Consider the following 16261-nt stretch of genomic DNA (forward strand, 5'->3'; position numbering starts at 1 on the left):
ACCCTGTGTCCGGCGTTTACGCTCCCAGCGCGGGGTTACCCGCCCGGTACCTCGATCGCATGTTTTCGAGCGTCGCGGTCAAGGCATGTTCATCGCCGTCGGCCGGCGGACCGTGGTGCACGGTCGCCGCCGTCGGGCAAAGGCGGCGGCGATACACCGCACCTCGGTCGGCCGACTTTTCGAACTCGGCGTCGGTTTGAGGGTCATGACTGGGAACGCGGCTCAGGCGATCTGCCGCCCGGCCGCGGACTGGCCGCGGACACCCAGCCCCACGCGCACGCCGCCAACGGCTTCCATGTGAAAAACGGCCGGACGGCCGGTTCGTCGAGAAGAACGGCACCGACTTCGTCTTCCGCGGTGTCAATCATTCCCACGCCTGGCGTCCTGACCGGACCGCCCGGGCCCTGTCGCTCCGTTCAAGGGACGCAGCCGATGCCCGCTCCGGCATGGAGCGGACATCGGTACGGCTGCCCGCCGGCGCTGCCGCCAAGGGGAGTCGGACCCGCCGGGTACAGCCGCTCCCGGGCGGGACCGGCGGAGGATCTCAGCCCAGGGGGAGTTCGAGGTAGGAGGCGTCGCCGGCGGGGGAGCTGACGGTGAGGGTGTGGGGTGCCTCGTTGGTGTCGCTGTAGAACGCGTCCTTGCTGTCGATGACCAGCATCAGGCGGCGCCCTGCGCGGATGTCGTAGCCGGTGGCCTGGAGTTCGAGGTCGACGGTGCCGGAGCCGCCGATCGTAGCGGCCGGCGCGGTGAACGGCGCGTGGGTGATGATGTGCGCGTTGCCGTCGGCGCCCGCGTCCAGCAGGTAGGCGATGAAGGTGGCCTCGCGTGTGCTGCTGGTCACGGTCAGGTGCAGCTTCGGGATGCCGTGCAGGCGCAGGCGCTCGGAGGTCGCCGGTGCTGACCAGACAAGCGCGTCGGAACGGGGGATGTCCGGTGTCGCGTAGACCTTGGGACGGCCCAGCATCTCGGCCAAGCCGGTCCAGATGACGGTGTCGGCGACCTCGGCCAGGGTGTGGGTGCCGACCTGGAACGCCCGCTCCCAGCCGGCCGACTCGGCTTCGGTCAGTTGCCCGTCGCCGCCGCCCTCTGCGGGGCTGGAGAGGTACAGCTTCCGGGTGTCCTGGGTGACCGCTGCCCAGTCCGGGTGGGTCTCCAGGGCACGGGACCACATGATCTGGCTGACGACCTCGCTGTCGTTCCCGGTGCCGTTGTCCTCTTCCCTGAGGAAGTGGTCGAACCACCGGTTGGCGGCGGACCAGATCCGGTTGGGCAGGCCGATCATGCCGGACATCTCCGGCCCTGAATGGTCGCCGACCGAGAAGAGCAGCCGTTTGGGTCCTTCGAGCCTGTTGAACATCTCCAGTGTCTGGTTGGACGGGAAGAGCGTCTCGTGCCATGCCTGCGCGAACAGGATGGGTACCCGCCGCGCGTTGAGGGCGTCGATGTGCGTCAGGGGGGAGCGGTCCTCGGCCCACAGCAGGATGTCGTCGATGTCCGCACCGGCCAGAACGAGGTCGAAGATCTCCTGGGTGCGCTTGCTGAGCCGGGCGTTCTTGGCGGCGCCCAGCAGCGCGGCGACGGAGGCCAGGTGCCGGGTGCGGTTCTCGTAGAACGCTGTGGCCAGGTCGCCCCAGGTGCTCATCGCCACGACGGCATCGACCCGGGAGTCCTGTGCGGCGACGATCTGGCTGATGCCGGAACCGTAGGAGTCCCCGAGGAAACCCACCTTGGTGGGCTCCTGCCCCAGGGCGCCGGTGAAGTAGTTCAGTGCCTCGACGCCGTCTTGGATGTCGGCCTCGCCGGCCACCTCCACCTCACCCTCGGACTGGCCGAACCCGCGGGCGCTGTAGGCGAGCACGTCGTAACCCTTGGTGGCGAACCGCATGCCCTGGACCGCGTACGCGAGCCAGCCCATGTCCGCCCACGGAGAGGGCATGATGATGGCCGGCCGCGGCGTGCCGTCGCCGTGGATCCACTGGACGGCGTCGAGCGCGTCCCCTCCGGCTCCGGGTACCCGCACCTTGCTGAAGCGGGTCACTCTGCGGGCCTCGTCCACCTCGGAGGCGAGGGCCGGAGGCAGACCGGAGGTGTCGCCGGTCTCCAGGGCGCGGGCGACGACGGGGAGATCGGTTTCCTCGGGTGCGATGTACAGGCCGGCCATGGGCGGGACCTGCAAGGTGCTCGCCTGACCGGTCGGCTGCACCTGGCCGGTCTCCCCGGGCGGGGCGTTGAGTGCCAGGAGCCCTGCCGGGTCTTCTGAGAGCCGTCGGGCCCAGATGGTGCGCTCGGTCATGGCAAAGTGCTCCTTTTTCCGGAAGAATGTGCGACAGGATGCGGACGTCAGTACGCATTCACCTGGTTGCCAGGTGGAAGAATGGCAAGCGGCCGAGTGTTCAGCGGGGAGCGATTCCGGCGGACATGTTCGCGGTATGCCAACCGAGCGGGAATTGCCGTTTCATGCAGCGGTCGTCCCGTCGCATCAGGATGTACTTTCCGAATTCGGCCGTCAATGGGGCCTCAAGATGAGGCACTACATGGCCGGTTCTCACCCCGTCGAGCCGTACCGTGGGCCGTCTGCCGAGGACATCACGGGCCCGTCAAGTGCTCTTTCGGAACAACAGTCGCATCAGCTTCGGCCTGGCACCTCGGCCGTGACCATCGGTACCGACCACGGCCAGAAAATCGTGGTCCAGGTCGGCCGGGCCTGCGTCGCCGCCAGAAGCTCGACCCCGTGCGCCCGGGGACGGGAATGAAGCTGCTCGATGAAGCCGGTTCGATGGTCGGCCTCGCAGATTCTCTCTCAGGCGGCAGCGGGGACGCCGGTGTTCTGTACGGCTGGGCGCTCCCCGCAAGGCGCGCAAAGCGGAGCGAGGAAACTACTGAAGTCTGCCCGGGCTCCTGCCGTCAGGGGCGGACGTGCCGCCTATATGTCGGGTTCTACCCGCGCACCAGCTGTCTCGCACCGGCCGGCTGGGAGACCGGGACGCTTGCGTTCGGCTTCGTCAGCAGTGCCTCGGTGGACTCGTGCACGCTGAGGCCGTTCCACTCCTCGACGAGCCGCGATGGTGTCAGCCCGGCGGTCACACCCACAGCCGGGCCTTCATCAGAAGGTGGCTGTGGAGCAGGGTCAGGTCGGGGTGGCACATGCCTCCGTCCCGGGTGGCGAGGTAGAAGGTGTTGATGGGCGGGATCTCGGGCTCCAGCAGCTTGACGGCCTCGCCGCGAAGGAGAGCGTCGGCTGCGAGGTAGGTGGGCAGCACCGAGATTCCGGCGGAGGACTTGACTGCTGCCAGTACCCCGCGCAGGTCCGGGATGACGAGGGAGGGGGCCGACGTGGGGCGTATCCCGAAGACGGTGAGCCAGTAACGGCGGATGATCGGAAGCGACTCGGCGTAGGCGATCAACGGGTATTTGTCGAGGACGGCCGCCGGTCCCTCCTTCATGATCCGTCCGGTGGGGATGCCGCTGGCCAGTTCGGGGGAGGCGAGGATCGCGAACTCCTCGTCGACCAGCGTGACGGCGCTGATTCCGCGCAGCCGGGGCCGGACGGTCGACAGGACGAGGTCGTAGTGGCCGCTCGCCAGGCGCTCCAGGAGGTCGTCGGCGAGGCCGAAGCTGAAGTTGATCCGCAGGCCGTCTGCGACGAGGTCGCTGACCGCTGGTACGACACGGGAGCTGATCAGCTCCACCGGCCCGCCTACGCACAGCGGACGGCCGCCGGGGCCGGTGCCGAAGTGACGTTCGACCACGATGCCGAGGGCGTCGACCGGACCCTGTACGTCGCGGATGAGGGAGTCGGCGGCACAGGTGGGGACGACACCCTGCGGAACGCGTTCGAAGAGCTCCTTGCCGAACGTGCGCTCAAGATTGCGGATCTGGTGGGTGACGGTCGGTTGCGAAAGCTCCAGACGCTGAGCCGCCTTGGTCAATGAGCCGAGACGGTAGACGGTCACGAACGTCCTGAGCCAGCTCAGTTGAACGACCATAGTCAGCGCTCCCGCGCTCGCCCTGCTGTTGCCTTCGCTCCCCGGAGCGGACTCGGCGCCTGACCGGGTGGCTTCGCCGGGTGGTGTGTGAAGACGCCGGGCCGGGCATTTCGGGGGCGGTCGGGAGTCCTGCGGCAATGGTGCGGCACAGGGAGCGACCGAGGGGGCGGCGGACGAGATGACGGTGCGTAGGGCGACGAAAATACGTATACGGGACTACTTCTCGTGCCTGGAAGCACGAGAAGCGGTCACCTCGGTACGGGGCACGGTGACGACGGCGGGGCAACGGGCGGCGAGGTCAGGCGGCCTCCACCTGCTCGATCACCAGCTCGGCGACCCGCACGGCCGAAGCCGGGTTCTGGCCGGTGACGAGTCGCTGGTCGGCGACTGCGTGTTCGGCGAAGTTCGCGGTCTTGGTGACCTTCGCGCCGCGTTCGGCGAGCTTGCTCTCCAGCAGGTAGGGCACCACATCGGTCATCCCGGCGGCGGCCTCCTCCTCGTTGGTGAAGGTCGAGACCTGTTTGCCGTCCACCAGGTACGAGCCGTCGCCGAGCTTGACGTTGACCAGTCCGGCCGGGCCGTGGCAGACGGCGGCGACGACGCCGCCCCGCTCATAGATTCCGGCGGCCAGCGCAGCCAGCTCTGCCGACTCCGCCAGGTCCCACATGGCGCCGTGGCCGCCCGCGTAGAAGATGGCGTCGTAGTCGGCAGCCTGCAGATCACGCGGAGCGGCGGTACTGGACAGGGCGGTGCGGGTCTCCGGGTCGGCGAGGAAGTCGGCCTGCACCCTGTCCTCGGGGTCGAAACCGTCCTGCGGCGGGGCGCCGCCCTGTACGGACACGAAGTCGAGGTCGTAGCCCGCCTTGCGGAAAACAGCGGCGGGATGGGCCACCTCAGGGACGTAGAAACCGGTCTTCCGGCCGGTATCACCGAGGTCGCCCTGGCTGGTGAGCGCGAACAGAATTTTCTTCGGCATGGAGTTCTCTCCGGTTGGCGAGATGTTGTGGGTGAGCTGCCGGGCAAGTTTTTCCCGTGTTCATCGAATCTAGGCGCCGGGCGTTCCTGCCGCCAATAGCGTGGCCAATATCCCTTATAGGGATTCGTATGAGTGTTTTTCGGCCCGGGAAATTCCGGGTGTGGCGAGAGTGTCTGTGTGTTGGTCAAGGCCGCCGCTCGGGTGCCTCAGGAGCAACTCGGCCATCCGCTCCCCGAGCCCGGCGGACGACTGTGGGTTCTGCCCGGTGACCAATCGCCCGCTGACCACCACATGCGGCGACCGGTCGGGGGCGGCGGAGAATTTCGCACCGGCAGCTTCCAACGTGGTCTGCAGCGGGAACGGTACGACGTCGGCCAGCCCGCGCATGGCCTCCGACGCATGCGAGAACGCGGTCAGTTCGCGGCCGTTCACCAGGCGGCTGCCGTCCGAGAGGGTCAGATCGACGAATGCTGCCGGGCCGTGGCAGATCGCCGCGAGGACCCCACCGGACTCGTACACCTGCCGGCCGATGGCGTGCAGTGCCGGGTGCCCCCGGAAGTCCCACATCGTCCCGTGGCCGCCGACGAAGAACACACCTGCGTAATCGCCCGCTTCCACCTCCTCCGGCCGCAGCGTTCGGGAGAGCCGTCCGCCGCCGTCCGGATCGGCCAGGAACGCCCGCTGTGCGGGGTCGGCGGAATCGTGGCCGACGACCGGCGGCCGGCCGCCCCGTACGGAGGCGAAGTCCACGGTATGGCCGTCGGCACGCAGCCGTTGCCAGGGAATGGCGGTCTCGGCCAGGTGGAAACCGGTGGGCGAGCCCGTACGGCCGAGGACGGCATGGCTGGTCAGCACGAACAGTACGTGTTTTGCGACGTTCACTGCGTTCATTGTGTGCCTTTCGGGCTCCGGGTGAAGACGGCCACGGCGAGGGCGGCGATGAGCGTGGCGATGACGAGGACGGCCAGCATGGGCCGGTAGCCGAGTTGCGCGGCGGTGAGCTGTCCGGCCGAGGCGCCGACGAACAGGGCGAAGGTGTTGACCGCGCCCGCCGCCCCGCGTGCCCTCGGCGCGAGTTCGTGCAGCAGCCCGACGAGCCCTGGCACGATCAGACTGGTCCCGGCCACGAAAATCACGCCGGCGCCGACCAGCGCCCCTGTCATGGCAGTGGCTTGCGCCAGCAATGCCAGCAGCAGTCCGGCGGCCGCCGTCAGATACCCGGCGACAGCGAGCGTGCGCGGCCCCTCGGCGCCGAACCGCCGGTTCACCAGTGGCCCCGCCAGCAGCCCGGCCGCCCCGACGGCTTGAACCAGCAGCAACTGGTTCGCGTCGAATCCGGACACCTCTCGCAACTCCCGGCCCAGAACCGCGTAGAAGGCGACGAAGCTTGCGAACACGGTCAGAGCGGATCCGAATACCGCTGCCGGCCCTCTGGTGCGCAGGAGCGCCGACACCGCCCCGGCGACCTCGCGGACCGAAGCCGCCGAGCCGGCCGCACCTGGTGCCAGCAGCCGCCACAAGGCCACGGCGGCCATCGCGTACACGACCGCCGCGGGCCAGAACGCAGCTCGCCAGTCGGCGTACTCCGCCACCAGCTGGCCGAATACCTGTCCGGCGATGCCCGCCCCCAGCAAACCGGTCGTGAGAAGAGAGAGTGCGACCGGCCGTCGGGCGGCTGGCGCCCGTTCGGTCACGTAGGCGAGCGCGGCGGGCGCGAAGGTCGCGGCTGCGAGTCCTTGGAGGACGCGGCAGGTCAGGAACCAGCCGAAGTCCGGGGCGGCGGCAGTCAGCGCGGTGGTCACGGCCGTCGCCAGGGCGCCGCTCGCGAGTACGGGGCGCCGCCCGACCCGGTCGGACAAGGGGCCGAAGACCAGGAAACCGATGGCATAGGCGAAGGAGAACGCGGCGCCGGTCCAGGCGGCGGACGCGGCGTCGATACCGTAGGCGGCCTGGACGCGGCCGGCGATCGGGATCGCGAGGTAGAGCTGTGCGGGGATGGCGAAGGCCATGGCCACCAGCAGCGTGAGCTGAACGGAGAACCCGGGCCGTGGCCGGTGAGTGAGGGTGGGGCGAGCGGCGGTGACGGTGAGCATGCACGTCCTCCGGGAAGAGCCGGGCTGTCGAGTGGTCAGGTCACAAGTGCCGGGGCCGGGAGCCGTAGAGGAAACGGGGCGCGGCGGGGTACCCGCCGCGCCCCCACAGGCCAGGCAGATGTCTCGTGCACACCCGCGACAAGAGGGCCATGTGAAGGGCCCGGTGCGGTACCGGTGAGAAGGCCGGGGCGCACCGGCATGCACGCTTGCCCGTGCCGCACCGGCCGCGAGGAGACTGCCCCGTCGGGGTGCGGACGCTCACAAGGCAGCCGACAGGCCGGCGAGCCCGGCCAGCTCCAGCCCCTCGATCCCGGACAGTGCGGCTTCCGCCCGGTGTTCGGGTGTCTGGTAGCCCCACTGCGCCCACCGGGCCCGTACGCCCACCGCCGCTACGTTCCGTACGTTGGGCAGGTTGTCGTCCACGAACGTCACGGCGTCCAGCGGCACACCCCGTCGCGCGCAGGCGTCCTGCACGGCCGCTGCTTTGTGGGCGCACTCTCCGTAGACCTCGGCCACGGTCCATTCCAGGCCGTTCCGCCTGAGGATGGAACGCACCGAGGATTCGTCCTTCGCCGTCACGATCACCACCGCCCCGGCGTGCCGGAGCAGCTCCGGCACGCCGGGATAGAGGGTGTGCAGACCGAGCCAGAAGTCCGGCTCCACCGCCCGGAACCACTCCCGGGCCTCGGACGCCGCCGTCGTGAACCGCGCTACACGCTCCCGCGGAAGCGAGCTGAAGAGCCGGTCGAAGTCCGCCTGTGACGTGATGCTGCCGGCCTCGGTCAGATGGGCCACCAGGAAGTGATCCAGCAGCCGTGCGTAGTCCCGCACCTTCCGGAACCGCTCGGTGAACGTCCCGGGCAGCCGCTCCAGCTGCCCGGGGCCGGCGACCGTCCGGTCGTGCGGACGCTCCCCGAGCCAGGTGACGAGGGCGCATTCGTCGAGGGCGTCACAGATGACCCCGTCGAAGTCGAGCGCCAGCATGCCCTTGTGGGCGCTGATCCGGTCGGGGACCCGGGTGTCGGCCCGGGCGCCGGCGTGGCGGCCCATCAGGAACCGTCCTTCTCCGCGATCTTCTGCGCGGTCTCGAAGACGGCACGCATGAACGTCCCCATGTAGCCGTAGTACGAGCACGTGATGATGTTGCCGTCCACGACGACGTCGCTCTCGACCACCTCCGCGCCCGCGTTGACCACGTCGTCGCGCAGTCCGATGTACGCGCAGGCTTTCCGGCCCCGCAGCACCCCGGCGCTCACCATGATCCACGGCCCGTGGCACAGCCCGGCGACCACTTTGCCCGCCTCGGCCATCCCCGCCACGAAGTCCAGTACGCCGCGGACCTGCCGCACCCGGTCCGGGGCCTCGTGACCGCCGGTGAGAATCACGGCGTCGTACATCTCCACCGCCAGGTCCTCGTAGGCGATCAGCGGCCGAGCCGTCTTGTCCATCGGGAGCGGGACGCCGTACTTGCCGATGGTCGCATCGCCGTTCTTCGTGGCGATGTCGACGTGCCATCCCTCTTCGAGGAGGCGGTAGTAGGTGAAGACGACGTCGTGGTCCTGGAACCCCTGGCCGGTGACGATGACAGCACTGTGAGACATGACCTTTTCCCCCGTGAATCTTTCGTTGACGCTGTTTGCTGACTCTCCGCCTGATCCACCGCACAGCTCCGTCAGGCGGTTCGGATCCGTCAGGCGGTGCTGACGCACAGATACTGCATTTCGGTGTGCGGCCGCCGGCTGTCTTGCCGGTGGGCGGTCAGAATCTCCAGGTCCGAGTAGACGGCACCGGATACGCAGAGCGGGACATGGAACAGATCCTGCGCCCGCCGCCGGTAGAACACGTCCATTCCGGTGCGCAGTTCGAACCGGAATCGCCCGTCCGGGGTCCGTGCCCGCATCCGCGTGTGAGGAAACGCCGGCACCTTCCGCATCGGGTGCTGCGGGGCATCGAGAGAGCCCGACTCGTACGCTGTCCCTGCCCGGTTGTAGTCATCCTTGAGCCGCATCAGATCGAACTTGTTCCGCGGCGACTCGACCTCGATCAGTTCCAGCGGTTCGTCTCCCGCATTCCGCGTTCCGTGGAACGCCCCGGGCGCGATCCGCACGACGCTGCCCTGCCGGATCGGTACGGACGTGCCGTCCAGTCCGGCCGTCACGCCTCGACCGCCCAGGCAGAGCAGGTACGTGAGCTTACGCGGGTGTACATGGACGGATGTGCTGTGCGGGGCGTCGATGTGCAGCGCCCAGAAGTCGAAGAACTCGTCCACGTAGGCCCGGTACTCGTACCCCCAGGGCTTCGGGATCACCTCGTCGAGGTGTGAGTCCTCGTCGAACTGCTCATTACCGACGCGGGCCCCGCGTCGCAGCAGCCGCTTGAGTTCGGCGATGTCCGCCGGTCCCGTGTCCAGACGGACGAGATGGGACGGGCCGTCGTCGGTCGTGGTCGGTTCCTGTGTCGTTGTAGGCGTGATTGCCATTTTCCCTTTTCCCCCGTTTGCATGTAGCCGATTGCCGATGGTCCGTGCACGGACCGGACGGCGGTCTCAGCAACTCAACCAAAGCAGTGATCGCAGCGGGGATCAAATAGAAACTTCTGGCGGGGGTATGAAGTTTCCTTGTTGATGGGGATTTGAGCTTTCGGTGCCAACCTGTCGCCAGGAGTTCATGGCCGAAAAGTCCGCGCCGTGTCACTCCGGTCCTCGTATGCAGAACAGACTAAAGAAGACCAACAGTTTTCGGAATGACGGTCAGACTCCTCGAGCGCCTCACTCCGGCTCCGGCGAGGGGGCTCGCAATGGTCCGGCGTCGTGCGTCACGGCGACGGTCGGAACTCCTCTTCCCAGTTGTCCGGGTGTCCCCAGGCGGCGTCCGGCCGGGGCCCGCAGGGGGTGACAGACCGCCGGCGGCGGAGCAGGCTGTGCAGTGACGGCCGGGGTAGCCCCGGGGGAAGCCGGACCCGCCTTGTCCGCGTGGGCCGAGACACCCGAGAACCCGACCGTCCTCAAGGGGGAGCCATGGCGTGGTCGGCACGCGAAGGGGGCGTCCGGCGGCGCCGTGACGCGGTCTCCTACCGGCGTGATCCCCTGGCGTTCTGGGCCGCGGAGTTCGATGGCGTCCACGATGTGTGGCGCTCGACCGCGGGCCGGGTGTGCGTGGCCGGTCCGGCGGCCGCCCGCGAGGTGCTGGGCAACCGGCGCGGCACGTTCGTGGAGACCTCCGACTTCTTTCACACCCGCACCGGCGTCTTCGGGCCCCGGCCCGCGCAGATCCAGATCGGCCATGCGGCACGCGACCTGATACGCGGCCACCTCGATGAGCGCAGAGCCGACCTACCGCGTTTGGTCGGCGAGCGGCTCGTGCCCGCCAGTTACTGGCCCGACGCGGGCAACCTGCTGGTCCGCGAGCATCTGCGAGACATCCTGCTGCGCCCGGACGCACCCGCCGAACTGCACGAAACCCTCCAGCACGTCATCGCCCGGGCCGTGCTGGCCGGTGCACGGGAACAGCAGCCGGCCTTCTCGCGCCGGGCGTTTCGCCGTCGGGCCATGGGGGCTCTGGTTCAGGAGATCGAAGCACGCCGGGGCAGCCGCCGGGGCGGGCCGGCCGATCTGCTCGGTGTGACCGTCGCCGGAGCCGGATGGTCGGCGGACCCCGTCGACGTGGCCGAGGTCTACCTCTCGTTGTTGTTCGCCACGGTCGGCTCGGTCGGCTTCGCCCTCGGCTGGTCGGTCTACCTCGCGGGCCGGCACCCTCGCGTCTGGGAGGAGGAACCGGTGTGGATCGTCCGGGAGGCGCTGCGGCTGTGGCCGGTGGCCTGGCTGTTCGCCCGCACGCCCAGCCGCGCGCACCACCTGGCCGGCGTGCCCACCGGGCCGCACGACGAGGTGAACGTGTGCCTGTACCTGGTGCACCGCCACCCGCACCACTGGGAGCACCCGCACGAGTTCGCACCGCGCCGCTGGGCGGCCGCCGGGCCCGATCCGGCGTTCCTGCCGTTCGGGGCCGGGCCGCACGCCTGCACCGGAGCCGCCGTGACGATGAGACTCCTGGCAGACCTGATCGGCATCATCACCCGCGACTGGCGCCTGTCGGTCACCGCGGGCGGCGACGGCCCCCGTCCGGGTCCTGCGCTGGCTCCGCCGCCTTTCCTCGCGGAGCTGCGCGACCGCGTCGCCCCGGGGAGGAGGTGAACGACATGAGGAAGCTCTTCCGCTCGGCCAAGTCGGCCCTGAACATCCGCTCCGGCTACAGCACGTACCACTTCTGGTACCTCTACCACCACATCTGACCGGAACGTGGGTGAAAGCCGCCCCGACGGCTTTCACCCGCACCGCGAGAGGCCGTGCCCGTGACCACACCCGACCATGGCGACGACTTCCTGCACGGCCTGCGGCTGCGCAGCGCGGCCGAAGGCGGTGTCTTCTGGCTGGAGGACGGGCCGCTCGCCGTCTTCGAGCCGAGCGCGGCCCAGCTGGTCAGCCGGGCGAACTGGGACGGCCTGATGATGCACGACCGCTTCCTGGACACCCTCCGGCGGCGCCACAGCGCGCCGGTATCGTGGAAGCGCATCCGCACCGCCTGGCTCACCCAACTGCACACCCTGGCCACCGAAGCACACCACACCGCCATGGTCACGCGGATGCGGCAGCTCATCGACTCCCGGCTCGGCGACGACGTCGACCTCGTTCTGCTGGCCCAGGACACCGCCGTGCAGGCGATGCTGCCCATCGCCCTGACCGGCCTCACCCCACGAGAGACCGCCCGGATCGTCCAGGACCTCAATCAGAAACTGCTGCGCCTGATCGACCGCTCTCCCGAACGCGGGCTGCGCCACCACGCCCACTTCGCCGCCGTCCAGGTCCGGGCCGGCCTCGTCGTACGGCGTGTCCTGCGTGAACGCGCCGCAGGACGCCGCCCCCGCCGGCCGGACCTCACCGACCCCATCGTCGACCTGCTCCCCGAACTCGGCATGGACCGCGCCCTGGACGTGGTCACCACCGTGCTCACCGCCATCGGCGGCCCGCCCGGTTCCGCGGCCGCCAGCGTGCTCTACGAACTCGTCCGCAACCCGCACTGGGCACGACGCCTCGCCGGCGAACTGCGCACCGTCGATACGGCTGCATTCTGCGCAGCACCGTCGAAGGCGGCACCGCTCACCCACCGCTTCGTCAAAGAAGTCCTGCGCATGTGGAGCCCGCCCCTGCTGCTCATGCGGCGGGCACGGGCCACGTTCGACCTCGCCACCACCCGGCTGGAGACGGGATGCGGTTATCTGGTCAGCCCGCACATGATCCACCGTGATCCCCGCTGCTGGCAGCGGCCCGACACCTTCGACCCCGACCGCTTCCTGCCCGGCGCACCGCACGGACCGGCCGATCGAACGCACTACGTGCCGTTCGGCTGGGCCCCGAAGAAATGCATCGGCGCCGACATCGCCACCACCCAGCTGATGGCCCTGTGCCACCTGATGTGCACCCGCTACCGCCTCACCGTGCCGGATGCCAGCACCGTCACCATGGCCTGCCGCTTCGCCCCCGTGCCCCAGCATTTCCACGGCCGCCTCACCCTGGCGCAACCCGGCGGTACGGAAGACCCGGGCCGGTGACGCCAGAACGCGCGGACCGGCCGGCCGGGGCACGTCCCGAGGCATGTCGTGTGTGGCGGCCTTGGCGTTGGCGTCGTGAGCGCATCCACGTCATGCAGATCTGCCGCCCGTGAGCGGCCGGTCGTTGCACCGGGCCAGGCGGTGGCCGGACCTCTCATCAGCGTCTCCGACGGCGCCTGTCGGGCCCGGTGGCATGGGCCCGTCCGGTCCCGCGCCACCGGGGTCGCGGTGTCAGAGGCCGGACGGGCCGGATCCGCGGCAGGTGCGCGCCGTCAGCGCTTGAATGCCTTCCTGGCCTTGGCGGCGGCCTGCTTCAGGTGACCCATCGAGCGGTCCGTCCTGCCTTCGCGCTGAGTCTGCCCGTTGTGGGTGGTTCGGCCGAGGGTTTCCTTGATCCTGCCTTTGGCTGTCTGTGCTGTGTTCCTGATGGCTTGTCCCATGTTCATGGTGGTCCTCGTCTCGTGGTGTGGCGGCTGTCGCTTCGGGGGCGGGTTGGGTGTTGCGGAAGGTGGTCCGCGGCCTCGTTCGGTGGCGAGATCATGCGTGCTGTTGTGGACGGGGGCTGCTGGTGTGGGTGGTGCCCGACGCGCCGACGGGGGTGCCGTCGGCTTCCAGGAGGGTGGCACTGAGCGCGAGGAGGGCCACGTCGTCGGCCGGGCCGACGGGGAATGTCGCCAGCAGGGCGGTGAGGTCGTCGATGACGGCGGCTGCGCGGGGTGCGGTGCTCGTGGCTGCGTGGTGGGTGAGGTGTGCGGCCAGGCTTTCCTCGTCGAATCGGGCGCCGTGTGAGGTGCGTGAGGCGGTGAGGCCATCGCTGTGCAGCACAAGCGCCTCGCCCGGTGCCAGGTGCAACGTGCGGGAGGCGGTCGGGGCGTCGGCGAGGGCACCGAGGAGCATGCCGCCGGGCAACTGCACCGGTTCGGCGCGGGGGCGTAGCCCCTGGCGGGCCGGACGCAGGTGGTATGCGGGAGGGTGGCCGCCTCCGGTCAGGGTGATGGTGAAGCCGCCCGCGGGGTGGGGAGCCAAGGTGCCGAGGATCAGGGTGCACAGGCGGACGTCGGCGGCCGGGTCTGCCAGCAGGGCCGTGTTGAGCGTCTCCAGAACGGTGCGAGGGTCGGGCTCCAGGAGTGCCGTGGAGCGAAGGGTGTGGCGGATCATGGAGGTGAGCGCGGCCGCCGTCGCACCTCTGCCGCTCACGTCACCGAGGCAGAAGGCCCACCGGTCGGCGCCGAGGGGGAAGATGTCGTAGAAGTCGCCGCCGATGTCGTGGAGGGAGGCAGTCGTGTAGTGGCAGGCTGCCTGGAGGCCCGGCACATGGGGGAGGACCGGTGGCAGCAGGGAACTCTGCAGGGCCGCGGCGAATGCGGCGGTCCGGGCCCGGTCCTGCTCGGCCCGGTCGCGTGCCGCGCGTGCGACCTCCAGCAGTTCGCGTTCCCTGCGCAGCAAGCGCAGCGCGGACAGCCGCAGTTCCAGTTGGTCCATGACCAGCGTGGCCAGGTCGGTCAGCGCGGCGGACTGCTCGGGCCCGATCCGGTGGGGCCGGGTGTCCAGGACGTCGACGGCGCCGAGCCGGTGGCCGTCGGGAGTGGTGATCGGTGCGGCGGCATAAAAGCGGATACCGGCAGGGCCGGCCACCATCGGGTGTGCGCGGGTCAGGGCATCGTGACGGGTGTCGGGGATGACCAGGGGAGTGTCGGAGAGGATCGCCGAGGTGCTCAGACTGGCCTCCCGGCCGGTCTGGGCAGCGCCTTCCAGCCCGTAGGCAGCCTTGAACCAGACCCGGTCGGAGTCGACGATCGTCACCGTCGCCATCGGGACGTCGAAGAGCCGTCCGGCCAGCGCGGCGATCCGGTCGAACGCCCCGTCCGGCGGGATCCCCAGGATGTCGTAACGGCGTACCGCCGCGATACGCCGCGCTTCCCGTTCCCGGCTGCCCTCGGAGACGGCTCCGGGCCCCCGTCCTGTTCGCCGACCGGCATGCGCCCACCTCGCTTCGGGTCACTCGGGACGCTGCGTACGGGCCTCGTGCGCGAGGCCGTGGCGTTCCCCCAGGGGCAGCACCAGTGCCCGCAGCGCCGCGGGGCCGGACGGCCTGCGGACCTGCCCGATGTCCTGCCACCCCCACGCCCGAAAGGCACTGTGGGCGGCGTGGTCGGCCTGATCCACCAAAGTGGCGCCGAGCGAGGCGTGGTTGTCTGCGAGCAACCGTGTCTGCAGCCGCCGGGCGAGGCCGGAGGCGTGTTCGTGCGGGTGCACCACGGTCTCCGTCACGGCGAAGGTGTGCCCGGAGGAGGTCAGCTGCTCGACGGACCGGGGAAGGCCGCCCTCGAAGCCGATCCACCAAGCCCCGTCGCGTGCGACGGGGAAGCCGAAGGCGCAGCCTGCCAGGGTGGGCGTCTCGGCGACGAGAAGGGAAAAGCCCGGGCGCCGCACGGAGTCCGCGAGGCGGCGAAGGAAATCCTCTCTACGGTGGTAGGTCTCGCCGAACGCGGCCTCCGCAGACTCCACGTACAGGTCCGCCAAGTCCTCCCGGAGCGCCTCGGCCTGCCAGCGGCTCAGGCGGCGCATGCGCACCGCTTCCGGGGCGGACCGCTCCTGGCCCGGCCCGGGGCCGGTGCCCGTCACGGTGCACCTGCCGAAAGGGGAGCGGGCCACGGTGCCGGCGTGCTCTCGCGGTGACTCGCAGGAACGCCGCTCAGCAGCAGGGTGAAGTCACTGTGCGAGAGAATGCGTCGCAGCGCGAGCGGCGGATGATGCAGTCGCAGGGTTCCGCCTCTCCGCGTGGCCTGCGCGGCAGCGTGCAGGAAGGCGTTGAGCCCGCTCACGTCGCAGAAGGTGACGGCAGTCAGGTCGACGTCGATGGTGCGGATACCGCCGTACAGGCACTCCCGCAGGGACGCGGTGACCAAAGGCGCCGTCGACAGGTCGATCTCACCGGACAGAGTGATCAGTGCACGGTTTCGCTTGTCGTGCCGGTAGACGTTCAGATCGGGCAGGGACATGGCGCCTCCGGTTCCGGGCGACCGGGCCGGGACGGGGGCGGTTCGGGCCGAGATCCCGGCAGGGATGTGCGCTCAGCAGCAACGCGCCGTCGGGGTCTGGAACGTCGACGTCTTGATGTGAGGGTAACCCCGGGCTCAGCGGTCCGGGAGCTGCGAGGGGCATCAAAACCCGTACGGCCGAGAGGAGTCCGGGTATGGCGGTAACGGGGCGCTCGGGGGCGCGACAGCGCACCAGCCGGGGGTCCGGCCGGGCCGCGCCCGAACGGCACGGCAGGCCCGGTCACAGGCCCGCCGCGTTGCGCTGTTCTCCTGTCAGGACCTCCGGCCCTTGAAGGAGCCGGTGACCCTGCGCCGCGGGCGCAGGCGCCCGCGGCCTCCGTCCCTGTGGTCCCGGCGCGTGTGCACGGCGGGAGGGGTGGTGGTGACCGGCTGCGACCGGGTGGGCTCGTGGGAGCCGCGGCGGTCCGGAAGGCGGCGGCTGTACCGGTGCAGCGCGATCCGGTCGTTGTGCTGGGCGTTCAGAAGATGGATCACGAATACTCCCAGAGCGATCATCGCGAGTATGACGGTGACGGTGATGCCGTTGCCCATGGC

General features: G+C 69.8%; 16 protein-coding genes. 3 read left to right on the top strand and 13 right to left on the bottom strand.

Features of this window, described 5'->3' with window-relative positions; genetic code table 11:
• Positions 1-544: 544 nt before the first annotated feature.
• The 8 genes from EJG53_RS36460 to EJG53_RS36495 form a co-directional block, all read right to left on the bottom strand.
• Complete coding sequence (locus EJG53_RS36460) at positions 545-2296, bottom strand: CocE/NonD family hydrolase (protein WP_125048474.1); 1752 nt, start codon at positions 2294-2296, stop codon at positions 545-547.
• Positions 2297-3083: 787 nt separating this feature from the next.
• On the bottom strand, positions 3084-3989 hold the full coding sequence (locus EJG53_RS36465; RefSeq protein ID WP_033035379.1) for a LysR family transcriptional regulator: 906 nt from the start codon (positions 3987-3989) through the stop codon (positions 3084-3086).
• A 298-nt stretch (positions 3990-4287) separates the two neighbouring features.
• Positions 4288-4965, bottom strand: a complete 678-nt coding sequence (locus EJG53_RS36470) for a type 1 glutamine amidotransferase domain-containing protein (protein ID WP_033035380.1) — start codon at positions 4963-4965, stop codon at positions 4288-4290.
• 114 nt (positions 4966-5079) lie between these two features.
• Positions 5080-5847 (bottom strand): type 1 glutamine amidotransferase domain-containing protein, encoded by a 768-nt coding sequence (locus EJG53_RS36475; protein ID WP_063749332.1) that lies wholly within the window; start codon positions 5845-5847, stop codon positions 5080-5082.
• Positions 5848-5852: 5 nt separating this feature from the next.
• Complete coding sequence (locus EJG53_RS36480; protein WP_050509406.1) at positions 5853-7058, bottom strand: MFS transporter; 1206 nt, start codon at positions 7056-7058, stop codon at positions 5853-5855.
• 258 nt (positions 7059-7316) lie between these two features.
• Entirely contained in the window at positions 7317-8108 is a 792-nt protein-coding gene (locus tag EJG53_RS36485; RefSeq protein ID WP_234339622.1) for an HAD family hydrolase, read from the bottom strand.
• Positions 8108-8659, bottom strand: a complete 552-nt coding sequence (locus EJG53_RS36490; RefSeq protein ID WP_033035381.1) for a DJ-1/PfpI family protein — start codon at positions 8657-8659, stop codon at positions 8108-8110. Before EJG53_RS36490 ends, EJG53_RS36485 begins: the two co-directional genes overlap by 1 nt.
• Before the next feature lie 89 nt (positions 8660-8748).
• Positions 8749-9537 (bottom strand): cupin domain-containing protein, encoded by a 789-nt coding sequence (locus tag EJG53_RS36495; RefSeq protein ID WP_078659543.1) that lies wholly within the window; start codon positions 9535-9537, stop codon positions 8749-8751.
• A gap of 537 nt (positions 9538-10074) precedes the next feature.
• On the opposite strand from EJG53_RS36495, the gene EJG53_RS36500 reads away from it, so the two are divergent.
• From EJG53_RS36500 to EJG53_RS36505, 3 genes are read left to right on the top strand one after another with little or no spacing between them, the layout of a single operon-like run.
• Positions 10075-11250, top strand: coding sequence for a cytochrome P450 (locus tag EJG53_RS36500; RefSeq protein WP_078659544.1), 1176 nt, complete (start codon positions 10075-10077; stop codon positions 11248-11250).
• A gap of 5 nt (positions 11251-11255) precedes the next feature.
• The gene (locus EJG53_RS44315) at positions 11256-11348 is read left to right on the top strand and encodes a hyalucidin A family RiPP precursor (protein WP_459178538.1); all 93 of its coding nucleotides are present in this window, start codon (positions 11256-11258) and stop codon (positions 11346-11348) included.
• 60 nt (positions 11349-11408) lie between these two features.
• Positions 11409-12665: a cytochrome P450 gene (locus EJG53_RS36505; protein ID WP_033035405.1), complete on the top strand. Its 1257-nt coding sequence runs from the start codon at positions 11409-11411 to the stop codon at positions 12663-12665.
• A 272-nt stretch (positions 12666-12937) separates the two neighbouring features.
• Here the strand turns inward: EJG53_RS36505 and EJG53_RS36510 are convergent, their stop codons facing one another.
• The 5 genes from EJG53_RS36510 to EJG53_RS36530 all read right to left on the bottom strand — a co-directional run bounded on the left by EJG53_RS36510 (position 12938) and on the right by EJG53_RS36530 (position 16258).
• The gene (locus EJG53_RS36510) at positions 12938-13105 is read right to left on the bottom strand and encodes a CsbD family protein (RefSeq protein WP_234339623.1); all 168 of its coding nucleotides are present in this window, start codon (positions 13103-13105) and stop codon (positions 12938-12940) included.
• Positions 13106-13202: 97 nt separating this feature from the next.
• Positions 13203-14477, bottom strand: coding sequence for a PP2C family protein-serine/threonine phosphatase (locus EJG53_RS36515; protein WP_244955485.1), 1275 nt, complete (start codon positions 14475-14477; stop codon positions 13203-13205).
• A 186-nt stretch (positions 14478-14663) separates the two neighbouring features.
• A complete protein-coding gene (locus EJG53_RS36520; protein WP_234339624.1) occupies positions 14664-15290 on the bottom strand; it encodes a hypothetical protein in 627 nt (208 codons plus the stop codon).
• Entirely contained in the window at positions 15287-15667 is a 381-nt protein-coding gene (locus EJG53_RS36525; RefSeq protein ID WP_033035382.1) for an STAS domain-containing protein, read from the bottom strand. Before EJG53_RS36525 ends, EJG53_RS36520 begins: the two co-directional genes overlap by 4 nt.
• Positions 15668-15979: 312 nt before the next feature.
• Complete coding sequence (locus EJG53_RS36530) at positions 15980-16258, bottom strand: hypothetical protein (RefSeq protein ID WP_033035383.1); 279 nt, start codon at positions 16256-16258, stop codon at positions 15980-15982.
• Positions 16259-16261 lie beyond the last annotated feature (3 nt).

The organism is Streptomyces chrestomyceticus JCM 4735 (assembly GCF_003865135.1).
In the GTDB taxonomy this organism is placed as follows: Bacteria; Actinomycetota; Actinomycetes; order Streptomycetales; family Streptomycetaceae; genus Streptomyces; species Streptomyces chrestomyceticus.